The following is an 18,730-nucleotide window of genomic DNA, read 5'->3' as shown; positions in this document are numbered from 1 at the left end:
CTACTCCAACGCCAACCAGCCCGTACGCACCGTCCACCCGCCCCCCGCCTCCAAACGCTCCACCACCGCACGCTCCAACCGCGTCCCCCGCGCCACAGCCGACACATCCACCCGCGGCAACCCGAACACAAACCGGAACACGTCCGCGTCCCCCGCACACCCCTCACCCACCAACGCGAACCGGCGCTGGAACCGCACGATGTTGGAGGAGCCCCCCAACACCTCGCCCCACCGCGGATCCAGCAGCCACGACGTACACGTGGCCACCACAGGATCGATCCCCAGGTGCGCCCGCGCGAACCCGCGCGCCCGCGCCAGCGTCCCCTCCACCCCCACAGGATCCAAACCCCCGGTGGGGACGTGCAGCCGCAGACACGGATCACCCACCGCCATCCCCGCCCCCAGGGCCCGCGCCTGCCCCGGCGCGTACCACTCCACCTCCCCCTGCTCCCCCAGCACGGCCGGCTCCACCTGCAAACCGCCCACCCGGAACAGCCGCCCCCGGAACTGCGTCGCCACCCACTCCGCCAACTCCAGACTCAAGCGGCCAAACATCCGCCGCGCCCGCGCCACCTGCACACCCACGTCCGCCAGCGTCGCCGCCGTCACCGACGGGTCGATCCCCCACTCGGCGTGCCGCTCGAACTGCGCCTCCACCATCGCCGCGAACGCCCACAACGACGCCACCCGCACCCGCGGATCCTCCGCCTCCACCAGCGACGGCCACGACCGCCACTCCCCCGCGGCCAGGCCGGCGTCCGCGCACAGCCGCCGGTACATGCACTCCACCAGGTGCCACAGCTCCAACGGCCACCGCCCGTCCGGCCACAGCTCCCCCACCTCGGCACGGTCCACCGGTTCCAGAGCGAACAGGTCCAGCACCCGCTCCGCCCGCTCCCCCACAGGGACGTCCAGCGCCCGCGCCGGCTCCGGCAGCGCCCCGGCCTCCTCCAGCCACGCGCACACGTCCCCGCCCAGACCAAACCTCTTCACCACAGCAGCACTGTCCATCGGCACATCATCACGCACCGCGCGCCTCCCCGACCAGTGAGGCCGACCTCACATCTGGGCATAGTGTTGACGTACACCGCCAACACAGCAAAACGACCGAGGACGACCACCGATGCCCGACCCGGCGCACCGCATACAGGACTGGCTCGCCACCTACGACACCCCCGCCACAGCCGTGGCCCACCTGCTGTGCGACCGCCACGCCCCCGACGCCGTGGCCGTCACCGAGATCGGGCCCACCCTCGAGGCCACCGTCCTCACCTTCGGCGAGCTCGCCGAGCGCTCCCGCGCCCTGGCCGCCGGGTTCGCCGACCTCGGCCTGGCCGCGGGCGACCGGATCGCCACCCTCATCCCCAAAGGCATCGACCTCACCGTCACCGCCGTCGCTGCCTGGCGCCTGGGCGCCGTCCTGGTCCCCCTCCTGCCCTCCTTCGCGCCCTCGGCCATCGCCCAGCGCCTCACTCAGTCACAGGCCCGCCTGGTGGTGTGCGACGCCCCCTACCGGGGCAAACTCGACCCGCCCGGCGGAGCCGCCGCGGACTGGAGTATCGCCACCGTCGGTGACGCTCCGCTCCGGGAGGGCGACCACACCCTGGACTCGCTGTCGCGCGGTGCCACCGGGCCCGTCGGGGAGGCGGCCGTCGGGGGCGCGGGCACGATGGCCCTGCTGTTCGTCTCCGGACCCCTGGGAGCCCCCCGCGGGGTGCCGGTCCCGGTGCGGGCCCTGGCCTCGATGCACGCCTACCACCACTACGGGCTGGGTGTGGACGACGAGGACGTGTACTGGAACACGGCCGACCCCGGTACCGCCTACGGCCTCTACCACGGTGTCATCTCACCGCTGCTGGCCGGGCACGGCTCCCTCGCGCTGCGTGCGGGGTTCTTTGATCCGGAGCTGACCCTGGACGTTCTGGGCCTGTACCAGGTCACCAACCTGGCCACTGACCCGACCACCTACCGGACGCTGCGGGCGGCCACGAAGACGCTGCCGCCGGAGGTGGTGGTCCAGCGTCTGACCAGTGCCGGGGAGCCTCTGGCCGCCGACGTGGTGGACTGGGTCTCCGACGTGTTCGGCGTCCCCGTGCGCGACCACTACGGGCAGACCGAGCTGGGCTGGTGTGTGGGGATCCCCAACGGAGAGGCGGGGGTGGTCGGGCGCGGGGACGCGGTCGGCGCGATCGGTCCGGCCCTGCCAGGGTGGGAGGTGCGGGTCCTGGAGGCGATCTCCGACGAGCCGGCCCCCGCGGGGGCCTACGGCCGGGTGGCCGTGGATCTGGAGCGCAGTCCACTGGCCTGGTTCGGCTCCTACTGGGAGGGGGCGGCGCCTGCGGAGGCACGGTTCACGCCCGAGGGCACCTACTACCTGACGGGTGACACCGGGACCATGGACCGCGAGGGGTGGCTGTACTTCTCCACGCGCGATGACGGGGCGATCCGCTCGCACGGGTACCGGATCGGCCCGGCGGAGGTGGAGGCGGTCCTGAACGAGCATCCGGCGGTGGCCGAGTGCGGGGTGTACGCGGTCCGTGACGACTCGGCCGGGCAAGGGGTGGGTGCCCGGGTGGTGCTGTCTCCGGGGTGGGAGGAGCATGCCGGGCTGGCCGAGGAGCTACAGGCTTGGGTGGGTGAGCGCTACGCGACCCATGCGGCACCGAGTGCGGTGGATTTCGTGGCTGAGCTGCCGCGATCGGCCTCGGGCAAGATGCGGCGGGCCCGGTTGGTGTGACTCAGGCGGTGGGGACGAGTTCGTCGATGCGCGCGGCCAGGGCCATGTCCTTGTCGGTGAGGGCTCCGACGGCGTGGGTGCACAGGGACAGGTGCAGCGTGTTGTAGCGGATGTCGATGTCGGGGTGGTGGCCTGCCTGCTCTGCCGCCTGGGCGATCTGGTCGACCAGGGCGATGGCGGCGGGGAAGTCGGGCAGGCGTACCGTTCGGCGGATGGCGGGGGTCCCGGGGGCGAGTTCCCAGTCGGTGAGGCGGTCCAGGCCTTCGCGGATCTGGTCGTCGGTGAGTTCCATGGTCCTCTCCCCTGGTCGATGGGGTCATTGCGTGGTGCTCGGCGGCCGAACGGTTGCGGTTGCGGGCCCTCGGGCACCGTACCGTTCCACAGCACCGATTTCACGCTGCCACAAGGCCTCTGTGTGTTCGGTGCGGCGTAGCCGCGCGATTGTTTTGGTTGTGTTCGTAGAACGAAACAGCCACCTTTATATTGTAGATTTTTATATGTGACAGACGATCTGACCTGCTCTGAACTGCACATATAGCGATTCTTTGCCTGGTGGGACTGCCTCTGATGTTGCACATCGACCTGTGGGACGGTTCACTCTCTGATACTTCGGGCGTTCCCCCGTCTCGCGGACACTCCCGCACGCGCTCCCCCTCCCCCAGGAAGCGGAACATGCTCGACTGGAAACGCCGATCACTGCGCGCGAGGATGATCGGACTCCTCCCGGTGCCCAGCACGGCCCTGCTGGTTCTGTGGGCCATAGCCGCCAGCCTCCCGCTGACCGACTTCCGGGACCTGCGTGCGTCAGCCGCGCTGACCGAGAAGGTCACCACGACGGTGGCCCTGGACTTCGGCCGGATCACGCTGGACGAGTCGACGGGGGGTGTACCTGTTCGGGACACCGGGGCAGCGACGGTTCTCCTTCATGTGGGAGGAGTTGACCGAGGGGGCGCTGGGTGCGGTGGTGCTGGCGGACACGCGGCGTCTGACGGACTCCTTCGACGCGATCGACTTCTTCGAGGGGCGGCGGGGGCCGTTCGTGGTGGCGGTGAACCGCTTCGACGGCCAACGCACGCACCATGCCAAGGACGTGCGGGTGGCGTTGGATGTGGAGGATTCGGTGCCGCTGCTGTTGTGTGACGCGCGCAGCCGGGACTCGGCCAAGGAGATCGAGTTGGTGCTGCGGTTGGAGCTGTCGGAGGCGTGGGGGGCTTCCGGTCGGCCGTCGCGGGAGTGCGGCTCACGCGGAACCCAGGACGTCCCATCCCATGCGCGCGAGGAGGGCGAGGACGACCACGAGCAGGACGGCTCGGACGAATCCGGCGCCGCGGTCCAGGGCCATGCGGGCGCCGACCTGGGCGCCGATGACGGTACAGGTGCCCAGAGCCAGCCCCAGGAACCAGTCGATGTGGCCGCCGACGGCGAAGACGGTGAGGGCGCCGAGGTTGGTGCAGGCGTTGACGATCTTGGCTGAGGCGGAGGCGGAAACGAAGTCCATGCCCAGGACGGCGGTGAGGGCGATGATGAGGAAGACGCCGGTTCCGGGGCCGATGAGGCCGTCGTAGAAGCTGATGGCGGCTCCGGCCAGGGTGATGGCGGCCAGGACGCGGGCTGGGGTGCGCAGGTGGGGGTGGGGCGTGGTGCCCATGCTGGGGCGCAGGGTCACCAGGAGGGCGACTCCGGCGAGGACGGCCATGATGACGGGTGTGAGGACGTCGGCGGTCAGGGCGGTGGCCAGGGCGGCGCCCAGGGCGGAGCCGAGCAGGGCCAGGAGTGCGGTGGGCACGACGATGGCGCGGTCGATCTTGACCTTGCGGGCGTAGGCGAGGGCGGCGGAGGCGGTGCCGAAGACCGAGCCGAGTTTGTTGGTGCCCAGGAGGGTGGCCAGGGGTGTGGCGGGGTTGGTGATGAGCAGTGCGGGGAGCAGGAGGAGCCCTCCCCCGCCGACAACGGCGTCGACCCACCCGGCGGCGAAGGCCACGAGGAGGAGCAGTCCGAGGATGTCGAGGTCCACGGTCAGCCCTGGCCGGGCCGCAAAGGGGGGATGATGGGGTGTCGGTGCATAGTGTTCGAGTGTAGATGAGGCGGTGTGCGGCTTTCGCGGGGGTCGCTCAGCGCGGCTCGTCGGCCAGGTCGAGCGGAGGCAGGTGCCGGAGGATCTCCTCGCGACGGGGGCGTATCCACGGCGGCAGGCGCAGGGCCCGGCCCAGTTCCAGGAGCGGCTCGTCCACGTCGAAGCCGGGGCCGTCGGTGGCGATCTCCAGCAGTGCGCCGCCGGGCTCGTCGAAGTAGATCGAGGTGAAGTAGGAGCGGTCGCGGATCTCGGTGACGTCCACGCCGTCGGCCTCCAGGGTGCGGCGCCAGGCGTCCTGGACGGGGGTGTCGGGGGCGCGGTAGGCGACGTGGTGGACGGTGCCGGCGGCGACGGTGCCCCTCTCGGCCCTGGGGTCGGCCAGGATGTCGACGATGGTGCCGGTGCCGGCGGTGGCGGGTCCCGTGCGCAGGCGCAGGCGGTCGGCGGTCTCGCTCTCCAGGCGGAAGCCGAGGCGGTCGCCGAGCATGGCGGCGGTGGTCTCGGCGTCGTTCTCGGTCAGGGTGACGGAGCGGATGCCGCGGACGGCGTGCTGGGCGGGGACCGCTCCCCCGTCCCAGGGGTCGGTGTCGTGGTGGTCGGGGCTGGCGGCGAGTTCGATGGCCAGTCCGTCGGGGTCGTGCAGGGACAGGACGTCCTCCCCGCCGCGTTCGGCGGGGCGGGTGGCGGCCACACCCAGGGAGGCGAGGTGCTCGGCCCACCAGCCCAGGGAGCCCTCGGGGACGGAGAGGGTCGTGGTGGTGGCCTGTCCGGCGCCGCGGCGGCCGCGGGCGGCTCCGGGCCAGGAGAAGAAGGTGAGGACGGTGCCGGGGTTGCCGGCGCGGTCGCCGTAGTACAGGTGGTAGGTGTCGGTCCGGTCGAAGTTGACGGTGCGCTTGACCAGGCGCAGCCCCAGGACGGTGCGGTAGAAGTCGGCGTTGGCGCGGGGGTCGTCGGCGATGGCGGTTACGTGGTGGAGGCCCGAGGGGCGCACGTCCATGGTTCCTGCTCTCCGTCACGACCGGAAGGACTCATACTAGAAAGTATCTTCATAGTAAACTATCTGTGCGGGTGGGGGCCCGGTGAACATGGCCGAGGTGAACCGGTCGGCGAGCAGGGTCACGGTGGGTGTCTCCTTCTGGTCTAGTGGGCGGCGGCCGGGGCGGCGCTGTTCTTGGCCTGCTGGATCTGGGCGTAGACGCGGGCGCGCAGTTCGGTGAAGCGCTCGTCCTGGCGGGTGGTGAGCTGGTCGCGTTCGGCGGGCAGGTCGACGGTGATGTCGTCCTGGACCACGGTGGGCGAGGAGGACAGGACCAGGACGCGTTCGCCGAGGTAGACGGCCTCGTCGATGTCGTGGGTGACGAACAGGACCGTAACGCCCAGGCGCTGCCAGATGTTTCGGATGAGGTCTTCGAGGTCGGCGCGGGTCTGGGCGTCGACGGCGGCGAAGGGCTCGTCCATGAGCAGGACTTTGGGCTCGTAGGCGACGGCGCGGGCGATGGCCACGCGCTGCTGCATGCCGCCGGAGAGCTGCCAGGGGTAGGAGTCGGCGAACGCGGTGAGTCCGACCGCCTCCAGGGACTGGGCGACGAGTTCCCGGCGGCGCTCCTTGGGGAGCTTCTTCTCCTTGAGCGGCAGTTCGACGTTGGCGCGCACGCTCATCCAGGCGAAGAGGCTGCGGCCGTACTCCTGGAAGACGACGGCCATGTCGGGCGGTGGTGCGGTGACGCTGTCGCCGGCGAGTTCGACGGTGCCGCTGGTGGGCGGCATGAGTCCGGCGATGCACTTGAGCAGGGTGGTCTTGCCGCAGCCGGAGGGGCCGACGAGGCAGACGAGTTCGCCTTCGGCGAGTTCGAAGGTGAGGTCGCGGACGGCCTCGACGGCGCTGGCTCCCCCGTTGTAGATCTTCTGAAGTGCGGTGACCTTGAGCATGGTGGTCGTGTTCTCCTTGGTGGTTGGCTTACTCTCCGCGGTTGGCGGCGCGCAGGCCGCGGTACCAGCGAAGGACGCGTCCCTCGACGAGTCCGAAGACGGCGGTCAGGGCGAAGCCGACGAGTCCGAGCAGGACCATGCCGGCCCACATCTCGGGGATGGCGAAGGTGCGCTGGAACTGGACGATGGCGAAGCCCAGGCCGCTGGAGCTGGCGAACATCTCGCTGATGACCATGAGGATGATGGCCAGGGCCAGGGCCAGGCGCAGGCCGGCCATGATCTGGGGGCTGGCCGAGCGCAGGACGAGCACGCGCAGGCGGGTGGTGGTGCGCAGTCCGTAGCAGCGGGCGGTGTCGGCCAGGACGGGGTCGACGGCGCGCACGCCCTCGACGGTGTTGAGCAGGACGGGCCACACGCAGCCGGAGACGATGACCAGGATCTTCATGGAGTCGTCGATGCCCACGAGGAGGATCATCAGAGGGATCAGGACAGGTGGCGGGATGGCGCGCAGGAACTCCAGGACGGGTTCGAGGGTGGCGCGCACGCCCTTGGACACGCCCAGGACGACGCCCAGGCAGACGCCGGTGACGGCGGCGATGGTGAAGCCGGTCAGCAGGCGGATGAGGCTGGGGATGACGTCGACGAGCAGGCGTTCGGAGAACCAGAGTTCGGCGAAGGCGTCGGCGATGAGGCCGGGCGTGGGCGTGTAGTAGCTGCCGGAGGTGGCGGTGGAGTAGGCGTAGAGGCCGATGAGGACCGCGGGCAGCAGCAGGACGTGGGCGGTGCGCAGCAGGATCCGGGCCGCGAGCGGCATGGGACGCCGTGGCTTGGGCGGGTGGGCCGGTGCCTGGACGGCGGGGCGCTCGGTGGTGTGGGTGGGCTGGCTCATGCGGTGGCCTCCCCGCGGACGGACGTGTGCCAGCGCAGGACGCGCCGCTCCAGGACGCGCACGCCCATGTTGATGAGCACGCCCAGGATGCCGGTGGCGACGATGAGGGCGTAGACGTAGGCGACGGCGTTGCTGGACTGGGCGATGGCGATCTCCTGGCCGATGCCGGGAGTGCCGATGATGAGCTGGGCGGTGATGGACAGGATGAGGGCGACGGCCGCGGCCAGGCGCAGGCCGGTCATGAGGTAGGGCAGGGTCGTGGGCCACACGACGTACCTGATGCGGGCCAGGCGGCCCAGCCCGTAGGAGCGGGCGGTCTGTTCGGCGACGGGGTCGACGTCGGCGACGCCGTAGAGCACCTGGATGTAGATGAGCCAGAAGCAGGCGTAGACGACCAGGAGCAGCGTGGAGCGGATGTCGGTGCCGTAGAGCAGGACGGCCAGCGGGATCAGGGCCACCGAGGGGATGGGGCGCAGGAAGTCGACCGTGGAGGTGGTGAAGGCGCGCACGCGGGGCAGGGCGCCCAGGGTGAAGCCCAGGACCACGGCGGCGGCGAAGGCGATGGCCAGGCCCAGGGCCCACCCGTGGAGGGTGTCGCCGACGGCGGCCCAGAAGCCGGGTGTGGTGGCGCGCTGGGCGAGGACGCCCAGGACCTCGGTGGCGGGCGGCAGGTAGCGGTCGGAGACCAGGCCCAGGCGCGGCACGGCCTCCCACAGCGTGAGGAAGGCGGCGATGCCCGCGGCTCCGAGGAGGGCACGGCCCAGGCCGGAGCGGGTGCGGCCGCGCGGGGCGGGCGCACCGGGCGGGGGTCCCGCGTCGGTGGTGTCTGTCTTGGTCATCTGCTTCAGCGTGTCCTGGTCGGGTGGGGCGCGGGCGCGCGGGGCGCCCGCGCCGCGGTGGCGGGTGCTAGCGGATCAGGGTGTCCAGGTCGGCCTCGGCGTCGATGAGTCCGTCCTCGAGCATGAGGTCGGCCAGCGCCTGGACGGAGTCGCGGTCGATCTCGGCGGGGAAGCGGGGCAGGACGAGCTCGTCGACGACGCTCTGGTCGATCTCGGTGTAGGTGGTGAGGACCTCGCGGACCGCGTCGGGGTTGTCCTCGGCGTAGGTCAGGGACTCCTGCAGGGCGGCGGTGAGGGAGTCGAAGAGTTCGGGGTCCTCGGCCAGGCGCTGCTCGGAGGTGAAGTAGGCGGCCACGCTCAGGTCGGGGTCGGTGTCGACGAAGTTGGAGGTGATCTGCTGTCCTCCGGCCTGGCGGATGACCGTGCCGAAGGGCTCCACTGCCCAGACGGCGTCGACCTGGCCGGTCTCCAGGGCTGCGGGCATGTCGGGGAAGGGCAGTTCGATGAAGTCGATGTCGGCGGGGTCGCCGCCGGCCACGCGCACGGAGTTGCGCACGGTGGTGTCGCCGATGTTGCTGAGGGTGTTGATGGCGACGGTGGTGCCCTCCAGGTCGGCGGCGCTCTCGATGTCGCTGCCCTCGGCGACGAAGACGCCGCCGAAGTCAGCGCCCTGCTCACCGGTGCTGGTGGCGCCGTTGGTGAGGGTGGCAAGGGGCAGGCCCTGCTCGCGGGCGACGATGAGGGAGACCACGTTGGAGAAGCCCAGGTCGAACTCGCCGCTGACCACGCCGGGGACGATGGCGGCACCGCCGGCGCTGGTCTCCAGGGCCAGGTCGATGCCGTGCTCCTCGAAGATGCCCTCCTGGACGCCGAGGTAGACGGGGGCGACGTCGACGATGGGGATGACTCCGGCGGTGAGCTGGGTGAGCTCGTCGCCCCCCTCGGAGGAAGGCGGGTCCTGGCTTCCTCCTCCGCAGGCGGTGGTGGCCAGGAGGGCGGTACCCGCGGCCAGGGCGAGCAGACGGTGACGCATGGGGCGCTCCAGGGAGGTGGTTCCGAGGTGGGAGGGTGCCGCCGAATCATGGTGTGCGATTGACGAACACTTGTTCATTTAGCGAACGCTCGTGAATCTAGGTGATGCAGCTCACGGGGTCAAGTGCGCGGCCGTGCACGTGTCCGTGGTGTTGCGGATGCGTTATGGCCCCCTCCCCTTCACCGGAAAGGCGGCGGCCCGGGACTCCGGAGCGAAACCCCGCCGCGCCGATCCGCAGCGGCCGGAGGGGAGGGGCGACCCCGGGCGATGACCGAGATCACACGCACCCGGGTGCCGCGTGGCCGGAGGACCCTCGTGACGCACACCGCAGGAGACTGATAGGTTAGGCTAACCTTTACCCTCTTGGCCGTGCTCTGCGGCCGGGGTGCACCCGCTCCACGCCCGCGTCCGGATTGGACCCCCGCCCGTGCGTCTTCCCACCGCGCCCGACGGCAGCCGCGGCTGCGCCGCCCTGGCCCGCTACGCCGACGAGCCGATGAGCGGTACGGCCGGACAGAGCCGGGGATGGCTGCTGATCGAACACGAGGGGCCCTGGCGCTACCCCGCCCTCACCAGCCCCGGCCTGGCCCCGGAGACGGTGTCCCTTCTATCCGAGCGCCTCGCGGGCCGCGCCGTCAAGACGCAGCTCATCAAACGGCCCGGCCGCAGGCGCAGCGCCCGGGGGCCGCTGCGCGCCTACTTCGCCCACGTCAGCCGCACCTCCCCCTGGGTGCGCGCGGTGGAGTTCGAGGACCCGGCCCAACTGCTGGAGCACGACCTCACCGCGGTGGAGCGGCCCGAGCCGCCCACCTTCGGCACCCGCGTCGACCACACCCTGTACCTGGTATGCACCCACGCCAAGCGCGACCCGTGCTGCGCGATGCTGGGCCGGCCGGTGGCCGACGCGCTGAGAGGCGGAGCGGCGGAGGTGTGGGAGACCACCCACGTGGGCGGCGACCGGTTCGCGGCCAACCTGGTGGCCCTCCCCCACGGTGCCTACTTCGGCCGCCTGGACCCCGACTCGGCCGTGCGCACGGTGGCAGCCCTCGAACGCGGCGAAGTGCTCCCCGACCACTTCCGCGGCCGGTGCACCGACTCCCCCGCCGGCCAGGCGGCCGAGGCGGCGCTGCGCTCGCGGCTGGGGGCCGTGGCCGTGGACGCGCTCACCCACCTGGACGAGCAGGACGGGGGCGAGAGCGTGCGGGTGACGCTGGGCCACGGCGGCGGCCTGTACACGGTCTCGGTGGCCCGCACCGAGGGGCCCGAGTGCGCGACCACGTGCACGAACGTCTCGCGGCCGGTGCACCACCGCGTCACGGAGATCTCCGAGGTGCGCGGCGGCGCGGCCCGCGGCCCCGGCCGTTGGGCGGACCCGGCGCGTCAGTCCAGGTCTCGGACGTAGCGCTGCGCGACCTGGCACCGGAAGGGGTCACCGTCGAGGTAGATCTCGCGCGGCGACCCGGACGGGCGGCGCCCGGCGCGTGCGGCGGCGCCGCGGACCGCGTCGAAGGAGCGCAGGATCGTGGGGAACTGCACCTCGCCGTAGGGCACGTCGACGAACAGCTCCGATCCGGCGGGCTCGACCCCGTCGGCGTGCGACGCGTCGGTGACGGGCACGCACACCTCGACCGGCCCGTCGGACTCCCAGCCCACCTCGCCGTGGTAGACGACGACCAGGGGCCGCGACCGGTCCGCGGCCGCACCGGCACTCTGGGAGAGCCCGGCCGCGGCGCGCTCGATGTGCGAGGGCAGGTCCGCCACGGTCGTGCGCACGGTCCGCGAGACGAAGGGCTGCGCCGCCACGTCGCGGCCCGACACCGTCGGCGCGTCCCCCTCGGGGGACGGGCGGCCGTCGGAGAGGCCGCCCGCCAGACCGTCGAGCAGCGCGACCGCGCGCTGGTGCGCACGGACCACGTCGGCCCGGTAGGCGTCCAGGAGTGCGCGCCGCTCGTCACCGGCGGCCTCCAGGACCGCGCCGATGCGCTCCAGCGGCATGCCCACCCGGCGCAGCAGCGCGATCGTGCGGGCACGCTCGGCCTGGGACCGGCGGTAGTAGCGATAGCCGGTGTAGGCGTCGACGGTGTCGGGCACGAGCAGGCCGCGCCGCTCGTACAGGCGCAGCGCCTTCGGGGAGAGCCACGTGAGTCGGCTGAACTCGCCGATCGGCAGCGGGGCGTCGGGCACGCTCATCGCAGCAGGTAGGCGACCTCGACCTCCCACTTGGCGCGGTCGGGTTCGGTCTGCGGATCGGTGAGGAACTGCTCGGTGCGCGCCTGCCAGTGGATGCCGTCGGCCCGCTCCTCGACCGCCGGTTCCAGGCCCTGCACGCCCGCCCACTCCCACATGTCGCGGTGGGTCCGCGCCAGGGCGTCCGGGCCGCCGGGCGGGCGCGCGACGAGATAGCGCCCGGCCGGGATCGCGCCGGTGCCGAACCCGTCGCCGATCTCCATACGCTCGGCTACGGGGACGCAGACGGTGATGTCCATCGGGTCCTGGGCGGTGCGCAGGCGGTGGTAGCGGTAGATCGGCCCGCCCCGCGGCACGCCGCCCGCCTGGGCCAGGGCCGCGTAGATCCGCGGGACCCAGGCGTTCACGCGGTCCCAGTGCGCGAGTTCGGCCGTCATCGGGACGCCGACCCAGGGGCGCTCGCCCCGCTCCTCGACGGTGCATTCCGCCATGGTCTCCTCCTTCGGCCGCCACCCGCCTCCCGGGTGGTCTTCCCCCAGCGGACACCTTCACCCAGGGGGAAGGTCAAGGCTGGCCGCCGCCCGTCGTCTCAGGACCAGAAGCCGAAGGTGGCGAGCAGGCCGTTGGTGGCCGCGATCGCACCGAGGGCGAGCACCGAGCCGGTGACGAAGGAGGTGCGCAGCGAGCGGACCAGGAACTCGCCGGAGACGAGGTTGTTGAACAGGAAGTAGCCGAGCATGGTGGCGTGCCAGAAGGAGTCCCAGTTCAGCGCCTCGAAGTGGTAGGGCTCGCCCGTCCACAGGCCGGTGTCGGTGGTCAGCCACGACCACCCCAGCGCGGCGCCGTAGCCGAGGGGGATCTGCACCAGCGGCAGGACCATCAGCGGGAGCAGTTTGACGAACCCCCACACGCCGGGCTGGTGGGCCATCCTGGCCTCGCTCTGGGCGCGCTGGGCGGCCTGCTGCTCGGCTCGCATGCGCTCGCGGTGGACGCGCTCGGCCTCCTGCTGGCGCCGGTCCTCCTGGCGGCGGCGCTGCTGCTCCTCGTGGCGCAGGCGCTGCTCCTCCTGGCGTCTGAGCTGTTCCTCGTGCTGGCGGCGCTGGTCCTCCTCGCGCTGCTGGGCCATGCGGCGCTCGGCCAGGGCGCGCTCCTCGGCCTCCTGGTAGCCGCGGGGGTCGGCGGCGCGCGGACCGCCGTACAGGTCGGCGTAGGGGTCCTCCTGGCGGAGGGGCACCCCGGGGGGTTCCGGAGCGTGCGGGTGGGCCGTGGCGGGTCCGTAGCGGGCGGTGGGCGGGCTCTGCGCCCCTGTCCCGGGGAAGGCCGGGCCTCCCGTAGCGGGGCCGGGGATGGGGCCCTGGCCGTGGGCGGCGGCGGGCGGGGGTTCGGTGGGCATGCGCCGGGTGCGGGGGGACCCGCCGTCGCCGGGTGCGACGCGGGTGGCCCGGTCGCCGAACGCGCGCGTGCCGGGCCCGGCGTTTCCGAGCACCTCGGTGCGCTGGTCGGCGCTCTCGTGGGCCTCTCCGGCGGAGGCCGCCAGGGCCTGGTCGACGCGGGTGACCTGGTCCCGCACGCCCGCCATCACCGCGGGCGGCAGCCACGACGTGCCGCCGTGGACGTCGCCGAGGTAGTCGAGGATCTCGCCGGGGCCGGGCCGTCCGGAGGGCTTCTTGGACAGGCAGGCGGCGACCAGGTGGCGCAGCGACTCCGGTACGGCGTCCAGGTCCGGTTCCCGGCTGATGATGCGCATGACCATGGTGGGCATGGCGCCCTCACCGAAGGGCCCGGTGCCGGTCGCGGCGAAGGCGAGGACGGCGCCGTAGGCGAACAGGTCGCTGGCGGGGGTGAGGGCCTCGCCCTGGACCTGTTCGGGGCTCATGAAGCCGGGGGTGCCGATGACCGACTGGGTGGCGGCGGTGCCGTCGGTGGCGCGGGCGATGCCGAAGTCGATGACGCGGGGGCCGTCCTCGGCCAGCAGCACGTTGCCGGGTTTGAGGTCGCGGTGGATGAGGCCCACCCGGTGGATCTCGGCGAGCGCCTCGGCCAGTCCGGCGGCGAGGACGCGGACACTGGCCTCGGGGAGGGGGCCGTGGTTCTGGACGGCCTCGTCCAGGGCGAGGGAGGGGACGTAGGAGGTGACCAGCCAGGGCACCTCGTCGTCGGGTCCGGCGTCGATGACGGGGGCGGTGAAGGCACCACTGACCTGGCGTGCGGCGGTGACCTCGCGGGCGAAGCGGGCCCGGAAGGAGGGGTCGGCGGCCATGTGGGGGTGGATGCGCTTGACGGCCACGGCGCGGCCGGCGGCCGAGCGGCCGAGGTAGACCTGGCCCATCCCGCCGGCGCCCAGGCGGTTGATCAGCCGGTAGCGGCCGACCCGCTGCGGATCGCTGCTGTCCAAGGCGCCCAATGTCCTCATACCTCCGATGGCGTCGGTCCTCGCCCCAGCGATCGTAGTGCACCGCCGCACGCGGGGTCCGGCCCGGCGTAGACGACCGGGAGGGCCCGCGGGTTCCCGGTCGGCCGCCTGTGGCCATTGCCGCAGTTCGCGTGCGCCGCCGGGGCCCTGGGGCCTAGGGTCGTCTACGTCAGGCGGGCTCGTATCGGAGGGGGACGGGAATGAGTCACAGGGCCCTGCGGGGGCGGTCCCCGGCGTCGGCGGGCGCCGTGGCCCTCGTCGTTCTGTGCGGGGCGGTGGCGCTGGTGGTGACGGCGGCGCTGGTCCTGGCGGTGCCCGGCCAGGAGCACACCGAGGGCGACCTGCCCGAACTGGCCTCCGCGCGGGGCGTGGACCTGGGGGTGGCCGTGGCCGTGGCCCCGCTGCGGGAGGACGCCGCCTACCGGGAGGTGGTGACCGGCAACTACACGTCGGTGAGCGCGGAGAACACCATGAAGTGGGACTCGGTGCAGCCCCGGCGCGGCGCCTTCGACTGGGGCGGCCCGGACACGGTGGTGGACTTCGCCGAGAGCAACGGGCTCAGGATGCGCGGGCACACGCTGCTGTGGCACAACCAGCAGCCCCAGTGGCTGTCGGAGGGCGCCTACGGGGCCGACGAGCTGCGCGAGATCGTGCGCTCGCACACCGACGCCCTGGTGGGCCGGTACGAGGGGCGGATCGGCGCCTGGGACGTGATCAACGAGCCGATGGCCGATGAGGGCGGCGCGATCCGAGACAACCTGTGGTACCGGGTCCTGGGTGAGAACTACATCGCCGAGGCGCTGTGGATGGCGCACGAGGCCGATCCGCGAGCGCGCCTGTACGTCAACGAGTTCGGTATCGAGGGCGGCGGCACGAAGGCGGACGCCTTCTACACGCTGATCGCGGACCTGATGGAGCGGGGGGTGCCGCTGCACGGGATCGGCTTCCAGAGCCACTTCATCGTCGGGCAGGTGCCCGAGGACTTGGCGGAGAACATGCGGCGCTACACCGATCTGGGGCTGGAGGTGGCCGTCACCGAGTTGGACGTGCGCATCCCCGAGCCGGTGACGGACGCCCGGTTGCAGGAGCAGGCCCGTGACTACCGGCGGGTGGTGGAGGCCTGCCTGGAGGTGGAGGGCTGCCAGGGGGTGACGGTGTGGGGTGTCGACGACGGCCACTCGTGGATCCCCGACTGGTTCCCCGGGTACACGGCCGCCACCCCCTTCGACGCCGACTACGACGCCAAGCCGGCGCGGGCCGCGATGGTGGAGGCGCTGGCCCGGCGGGCGCGTCAGGGCGGGGCGATACGCGGGGCCGCCGCCGTGTGAGCCGGCCCGCCCCCGCCGCGCGCGGTGCGGTCGGGGGCGGGGCCGTTCCCTGGTATGCGGGGGCCGTCAACGGCCCTTCTCGGGGGACATCACCGGTCGGGGAAGGAGCGGGTGTTGGACGGACGTGTTCCCGCCGTGGCCGTGCCCCGGGCCCTGGCCGAGAGCGCCAGCGGGTTCTTCGGCCCCGAGTGGGTGGCCGCCCTGCCGGGTCTGGTGGTACGCCGGTGCGAGGAGTGGGGGCTGCGGGTCACGGGCGCCCCCATGCACGGGCAGGTGGCGCTGGTGGTTCCGGTACGGCGCGGTGACGGTTCGGCGGCGGCGCTGAAGGTGCAGCCCGTGGACGGGGAGACCGCGGGCGAACCGGCGGCGCTGCGCGCCTGGGACGGCGGGGGCGCGGTACGGCTGCTGGAGGCCCTGGACCCCTCCCGCTCCCTGGTTGCTGCGGGGGTGCCCGAGGCGCTGGCCGCGATCGGCGCTCTGCTGGCGCGGCTGAACGCGGCCCCCGCTCCGGCGGGGATGCGCTCCCTGGCTCCGCTCGCCCTGGAGGGTGCGCAGCGGGCGAAGGCCCTGGCCGCCTCGCGGACGGGGCCGGACCGCCGCCTGCTGGCGGATCTGGCCTCCCGCGCGCGGGAGATGGCCGCCGATCCGGGCGACCGGCTACTGCACTGGGACCTGCACTACGGCAACGTGCTGGCACCGCTGCCGGACTCGGGTCGGGGCCGGTGGCTGGCGGGCGACCCGGGTTTCGAACTGCTGCCCGCGCTGCGCAACCGGTGGGCCGAGGCGGTGGCCACCGGTGACGCGGGCCATGCGGTGCGGCGCCGGTTCGACCTGCTGACCGAGGCCGCGTGTGTGGACCGCGACCGGGCGCGGGCGTGGACGCTGGTGCGGGTGATGCGGATGTGCGTGTGGGAGCTGGAGAGCGGTACCGGCCGCCTGCCGCAGGTGCCGGTGGCGGTCGCCGCGGCGCTCAGTCGGTGACGGTGATGCCCAGGGCGGCCAGGATCGTTCCGGCCTGGGCGGGGGTGATGACGGCCCCGCGCAGGTGCAGGGCCTCCTCCAGGGTGGGTTCGCCCAGGTCCGCGCCGCGCAGATCGGCACCGTCGAGCCTGACGGAGACCAGGGTGGCGCCGCGCAGCCGCGACTCGGTCCACACCGTCCCCCGCAGGTCGGCACCGGTCAGGTCTGCCTCGTCGGCGCGCAGGCCGTGCAGGGCCCGGCCGCGCAGGTCGATGCCCTGGCAGCGGGCGAGCATGAGGTTGCAGCTCTCGAAGGCGTAGCCGATCCCGCGCAGGCCGGTCAGGGCGGCGCCGGTCATGCGGCAGCCGCTGAAGGCGGCGTCGGTGAGCAGGGCCCCCTTCCAGCGGGTGTTGGCCAGGTCCAGGCGCTCGAAGCGGGTCTCGCAGCAGGACGCGCCCGCAAAGGAGGCGTCGGCGGCGCTGCCGCCGCAGAAGCGGGCCCCGTCCAGGACGGCGCCGTCGAGCCGGGCGCCGTCCAGGCGGCAGTCGGTGAAGACCGACTCGTACAGGTCCGCCCCGCGCAGGTCGGCCCCGGTGAGGTCGCAGCGCACGAAGGTGTGCGGTCCGGTGGGCGGGGCGGCCCCGCGCAGGTCGGCGTCGACGGTCTCGCTGCTGGTGTGCGCCTCGCTCATAGCGCGCACCCTAGCGGCCGGGGACGACGGTCAGGGCCCTCCGGGGCCCTCAGCCGCGGACCCTGAGGGCGAGGAACAGGTCGACGCGGTCCTCCAGACTGCTCAGGTCGCGGCCGGTGAGCTCCTCCACGCGGCCGATCCGGTAGCGCAGGGTGTTGACGTGGACGTGCATGGCGGCGGCGCAGCGCTGCCAGGATCCCGAGTGGGCCAGGAACCGCTCCAGGGTGGCGACCAGGTCGGAGCGGTGGTCGCGGTCGTAGGCGAGCAGCGGGCCCAGGAGCCGGTCGCGGTAGGAGGCCCGCACCTCCTCGGGGACGGAGGCGAGCAGCAGTTCGTGGGAGTCGGTCTCCGACGCGGCGATGACCCTGGAGCGGCCGCCGCGCAGCTCGGCCAGGCGGCGGGCGTGCCGCGCCTCGGTGAGGGCACCGCGCAGGTCGGCCGCGCCCCGCACCGGTGAGCTGACCCCCAGGGCCAGGCGGTGGTCGGCCAGGCCGCCCTCCAGGATGCGGGCGCGGTGGACGAGCGCGTCGCGGACGCCGTCCCCGGCGGTGTCGCCCCCGGGGACGGGGACCAGGGCCAGGGGGTCGTCGCCGCCGGCGACGACCGCTCCGGTGTGGTCGGCGACCAGTTCGGCGAGTACCCGTCCCAGGAGTGCGCCATCGCGGGGGGCGGGCAGCAGGACGGCCTTGACGGCGGCGTGGCGGTGCTCGCGGAAGCGGCCTCCGACAGCGGATCCGTCGAGCAGGGCAGCGGCCTCGTCCGCGCGCCGGGCGTCCAGGAGCCGCTCCAGCCCCTCCAGGTGGCGGGCGGCGCTCTCGGTGCGCTCCTCGGCGCGGCTGCGCGCCAGGGCGGTGAGGGAGAGCAGTTCGGCGAGGGTCTCTTCGTCCTCCTCCGCAGGGGCGGCACACACCAGCAGCCAGGAGGCCAGGGGGTGGTAGTCCCTGGTGCGGACGGGGTGGACGGTGATGGCGGGGCCCTCCTCGGACAGGCGGGCGGTGTCGGGCGCGGCGGGCCGGGCCAGGGCCCGGGCTGCGAGGCGCTCGGCGGCGGGCGGGGGCAGCGGAGCCCCGGTGGCAGCGACGTGGCGGCCGGTACAGGAGAGCACCCAGGCGGTGGTCGAGGCCTGGCGGGCGGCGTCGGCGAACGCCTCGGGGAAGTCGGCTCCGGCGGCGACCTCGGCCACGGCGCGGCGCAGCCCCTCGCGGGAGCGCGACAGGGCCGCCAACCGCTCCTGGAGCAGGACGCGCTGGGCCTCCTCGGTGACCGAGCCGAAGGAGGTCTCGGTGGGGACCTCCACGAGGGGGAGGCCGTGGGCGCGGCAGGCGGCGACCAGGTCCTCGGGGACCTCGCCTAGGGCGGTGCCCGCGCCGAGCGCGACGGCTCCGGCTCCGGCGACGGAGGCGACGAAGGCGGCGGAGTCCTCGGGGCGGGTGCGCCACATCATGCCGGTGAGGACGAACTCCCCGCCGCGCAGGTAGCGGGCGGGTTCGAGCAGGTCGGTGGTGTAGACCCACCGCACGGTGCGGTGGGCGTGCTCGGCTCCGGTCAGGAACCGCAAGCGCAGACGCTCGACGGCGATGAGCTCGCTGATCCGCATGGGCGTTCCCTCTGTGGCTGGTGGGTCAAGGGCCGCCGCCCGGGGGCGGCGAA

The 18,730-nt window shown here is 73.1% G+C and carries 17 protein-coding genes and 1 pseudogene; 5 read left to right on the top strand and 13 right to left on the bottom strand.

Going from position 1 to position 18,730, the window contains the following annotated elements:
* Window positions 1-1,011 carry an acyltransferase domain-containing protein gene (locus B042_RS0106850; RefSeq protein ID WP_028647658.1) on the bottom strand — a complete coding sequence of 337 codons (1,011 nt, stop codon included), beginning with the start codon at window positions 1,009-1,011 and terminating at the stop codon, window positions 1-3.
* Window positions 1,012-1,123: 112 nt separating this feature from the next.
* On the opposite strand from B042_RS0106850, the gene B042_RS0106845 reads away from it, so the two are divergent.
* Window positions 1,124-2,737: an AMP-binding protein gene (locus B042_RS0106845; protein ID WP_028647657.1), complete on the top strand. Its 1,614-nt coding sequence runs from the start codon at window positions 1,124-1,126 to the stop codon at window positions 2,735-2,737.
* A gap of 1 nt (window position 2,738) precedes the next feature.
* Here the strand turns inward: B042_RS0106845 and B042_RS0106840 are convergent, their stop codons facing one another.
* Entirely contained in the window at window positions 2,739-3,029 is a 291-nt protein-coding gene (locus tag B042_RS0106840; RefSeq protein WP_028647656.1) for a 4a-hydroxytetrahydrobiopterin dehydratase, read from the bottom strand.
* Window positions 3,030-3,559: 530 nt separating this feature from the next.
* Here B042_RS0106840 and B042_RS24790 point away from each other — a divergent pair.
* Window positions 3,560-3,941 (top strand): annotated as a pseudogene (locus B042_RS24790) (ATP/GTP-binding protein); the annotation flags it as partial.
* Between the two features lie 36 nt (window positions 3,942-3,977).
* Here B042_RS24790 and B042_RS0106835 read toward each other — a convergent pair.
* From B042_RS0106835 to B042_RS0106810, 6 genes are all read right to left on the bottom strand, one after another.
* The gene (locus tag B042_RS0106835) at window positions 3,978-4,751 is read right to left on the bottom strand and encodes a TSUP family transporter (protein ID WP_028647655.1); all 774 of its coding nucleotides are present in this window, start codon (window positions 4,749-4,751) and stop codon (window positions 3,978-3,980) included.
* Between the two features lie 97 nt (window positions 4,752-4,848).
* Window positions 4,849-5,808 (bottom strand): ring-cleaving dioxygenase, encoded by a 960-nt coding sequence (locus tag B042_RS0106830; protein ID WP_028647654.1) that lies wholly within the window; start codon window positions 5,806-5,808, stop codon window positions 4,849-4,851.
* A gap of 143 nt (window positions 5,809-5,951) precedes the next feature.
* On the bottom strand, window positions 5,952-6,740 hold the full coding sequence (locus B042_RS22195) for an ABC transporter ATP-binding protein (protein WP_036554172.1): 789 nt from the start codon (window positions 6,738-6,740) through the stop codon (window positions 5,952-5,954).
* Window positions 6,741-6,768: 28 nt separating this feature from the next.
* Entirely contained in the window at window positions 6,769-7,554 is a 786-nt protein-coding gene (locus tag B042_RS0106820) for an ABC transporter permease (RefSeq protein WP_028647653.1), read from the bottom strand.
* Window positions 7,555-7,625: 71 nt separating this feature from the next.
* Window positions 7,626-8,468 (bottom strand): ABC transporter permease, encoded by an 843-nt coding sequence (locus tag B042_RS0106815; RefSeq protein WP_028647652.1) that lies wholly within the window; start codon window positions 8,466-8,468, stop codon window positions 7,626-7,628.
* 67 nt (window positions 8,469-8,535) lie between these two features.
* Window positions 8,536-9,501: an ABC transporter substrate-binding protein gene (locus B042_RS0106810; RefSeq protein WP_028647651.1), complete on the bottom strand. Its 966-nt coding sequence runs from the start codon at window positions 9,499-9,501 to the stop codon at window positions 8,536-8,538.
* 427 nt (window positions 9,502-9,928) lie between these two features.
* Between B042_RS0106810 and B042_RS22190 the strand changes: the two genes are divergently transcribed.
* Window positions 9,929-10,903 carry a sucrase ferredoxin gene (locus tag B042_RS22190; RefSeq protein ID WP_051415514.1) on the top strand — a complete coding sequence of 325 codons (975 nt, stop codon included), beginning with the start codon at window positions 9,929-9,931 and terminating at the stop codon, window positions 10,901-10,903.
* Here B042_RS22190 and B042_RS25575 read toward each other — a convergent pair.
* The 3 genes from B042_RS25575 to B042_RS0106790 all read right to left on the bottom strand — a co-directional run bounded on the left by B042_RS25575 (window position 10,882) and on the right by B042_RS0106790 (window position 14,101).
* Window positions 10,882-11,691, bottom strand: a complete 810-nt coding sequence (locus tag B042_RS25575; protein ID WP_155988921.1) for a MerR family transcriptional regulator — start codon at window positions 11,689-11,691, stop codon at window positions 10,882-10,884. The two genes, B042_RS22190 and B042_RS25575, sit on opposite strands and share 22 nt — an antisense overlap.
* A complete protein-coding gene (locus B042_RS25570; RefSeq protein ID WP_028647649.1) occupies window positions 11,688-12,179 on the bottom strand; it encodes a GyrI-like domain-containing protein in 492 nt (163 codons plus the stop codon). Before B042_RS25570 ends, B042_RS25575 begins: the two co-directional genes overlap by 4 nt.
* Before the next feature lie 98 nt (window positions 12,180-12,277).
* Window positions 12,278-14,101 carry a serine/threonine-protein kinase gene (locus B042_RS0106790; RefSeq protein ID WP_231493856.1) on the bottom strand — a complete coding sequence of 608 codons (1,824 nt, stop codon included), beginning with the start codon at window positions 14,099-14,101 and terminating at the stop codon, window positions 12,278-12,280.
* 200 nt (window positions 14,102-14,301) lie between these two features.
* Between B042_RS0106790 and B042_RS22185 the strand changes: the two genes are divergently transcribed.
* Window positions 14,302-15,429 (top strand): endo-1,4-beta-xylanase, encoded by a 1,128-nt coding sequence (locus B042_RS22185; RefSeq protein ID WP_036554169.1) that lies wholly within the window; start codon window positions 14,302-14,304, stop codon window positions 15,427-15,429.
* Between the two features lie 111 nt (window positions 15,430-15,540).
* Complete coding sequence (locus B042_RS0106780) at window positions 15,541-16,410, top strand: aminoglycoside phosphotransferase family protein (protein WP_369797678.1); 870 nt, start codon at window positions 15,541-15,543, stop codon at window positions 16,408-16,410.
* Here B042_RS0106780 and B042_RS0106775 read toward each other — a convergent pair.
* Both B042_RS0106775 and B042_RS0106770 read right to left on the bottom strand, forming a co-directional pair.
* A complete protein-coding gene (locus tag B042_RS0106775) occupies window positions 16,400-17,080 on the bottom strand; it encodes a pentapeptide repeat-containing protein (RefSeq protein ID WP_028647646.1) in 681 nt (226 codons plus the stop codon). The genes B042_RS0106780 and B042_RS0106775 overlap by 11 nt on opposite strands.
* Window positions 17,081-17,129: 49 nt before the next feature.
* Complete coding sequence (locus B042_RS0106770; protein WP_028647645.1) at window positions 17,130-18,677, bottom strand: PucR family transcriptional regulator; 1,548 nt, start codon at window positions 18,675-18,677, stop codon at window positions 17,130-17,132.
* Window positions 18,678-18,730 lie beyond the last annotated feature (53 nt).

It is taken from the genome of Nocardiopsis sp. CNT312, from assembly GCF_000515115.1.
GTDB lineage: Bacteria > Actinomycetota > Actinomycetes > Streptosporangiales > Streptosporangiaceae > Nocardiopsis.
The sequence above is the reverse complement of the archived record's forward strand: the minus strand, read 5'-3'. Positions and strand labels throughout refer to the sequence as shown.

Bases quoted from the DNA above. Each gene is read 5' to 3' on its own strand.
- B042_RS25575 (WP_155988921.1), bottom strand. From the start codon at position 11,691: ATGAGCGTGCCCGACGCCCCGCTGCCGATCGGCGAGTTCAGCCGACTC.
- B042_RS0106790 (WP_231493856.1), bottom strand. From the start codon at position 14,101: ATGAGGACATTGGGCGCCTTGGACAGCAGCGATCCGCAGCGGGTCGGC.
- B042_RS0106770 (WP_028647645.1), bottom strand. From the start codon at position 18,677: ATGCGGATCAGCGAGCTCATCGCCGTCGAGCGTCTGCGCTTGCGGTTC.
- B042_RS0106850 (WP_028647658.1), bottom strand. From the start codon at position 1,011: ATGGACAGTGCTGCTGTGGTGAAGAGGTTTGGTCTGGGCGGGGACGTG.
- B042_RS22185 (WP_036554169.1), top strand. From the start codon at position 14,302: ATGAGTCACAGGGCCCTGCGGGGGCGGTCCCCGGCGTCGGCGGGCGCC.
- B042_RS0106775 (WP_028647646.1), bottom strand. From the start codon at position 17,080: ATGAGCGAGGCGCACACCAGCAGCGAGACCGTCGACGCCGACCTGCGC.
- B042_RS0106815 (WP_028647652.1), bottom strand. From the start codon at position 8,468: ATGACCAAGACAGACACCACCGACGCGGGACCCCCGCCCGGTGCGCCC.
- B042_RS0106810 (WP_028647651.1), bottom strand. From the start codon at position 9,501: ATGCGTCACCGTCTGCTCGCCCTGGCCGCGGGTACCGCCCTCCTGGCC.
- B042_RS25570 (WP_028647649.1), bottom strand. From the start codon at position 12,179: ATGGCGGAATGCACCGTCGAGGAGCGGGGCGAGCGCCCCTGGGTCGGC.
- B042_RS0106830 (WP_028647654.1), bottom strand. From the start codon at position 5,808: ATGGACGTGCGCCCCTCGGGCCTCCACCACGTAACCGCCATCGCCGAC.
- B042_RS0106845 (WP_028647657.1), top strand. From the start codon at position 1,124: ATGCCCGACCCGGCGCACCGCATACAGGACTGGCTCGCCACCTACGAC.
- B042_RS22195 (WP_036554172.1), bottom strand. From the start codon at position 6,740: ATGCTCAAGGTCACCGCACTTCAGAAGATCTACAACGGGGGAGCCAGC.
- B042_RS0106840 (WP_028647656.1), bottom strand. From the start codon at position 3,029: ATGGAACTCACCGACGACCAGATCCGCGAAGGCCTGGACCGCCTCACC.
- B042_RS0106820 (WP_028647653.1), bottom strand. From the start codon at position 7,554: ATGCCGCTCGCGGCCCGGATCCTGCTGCGCACCGCCCACGTCCTGCTG.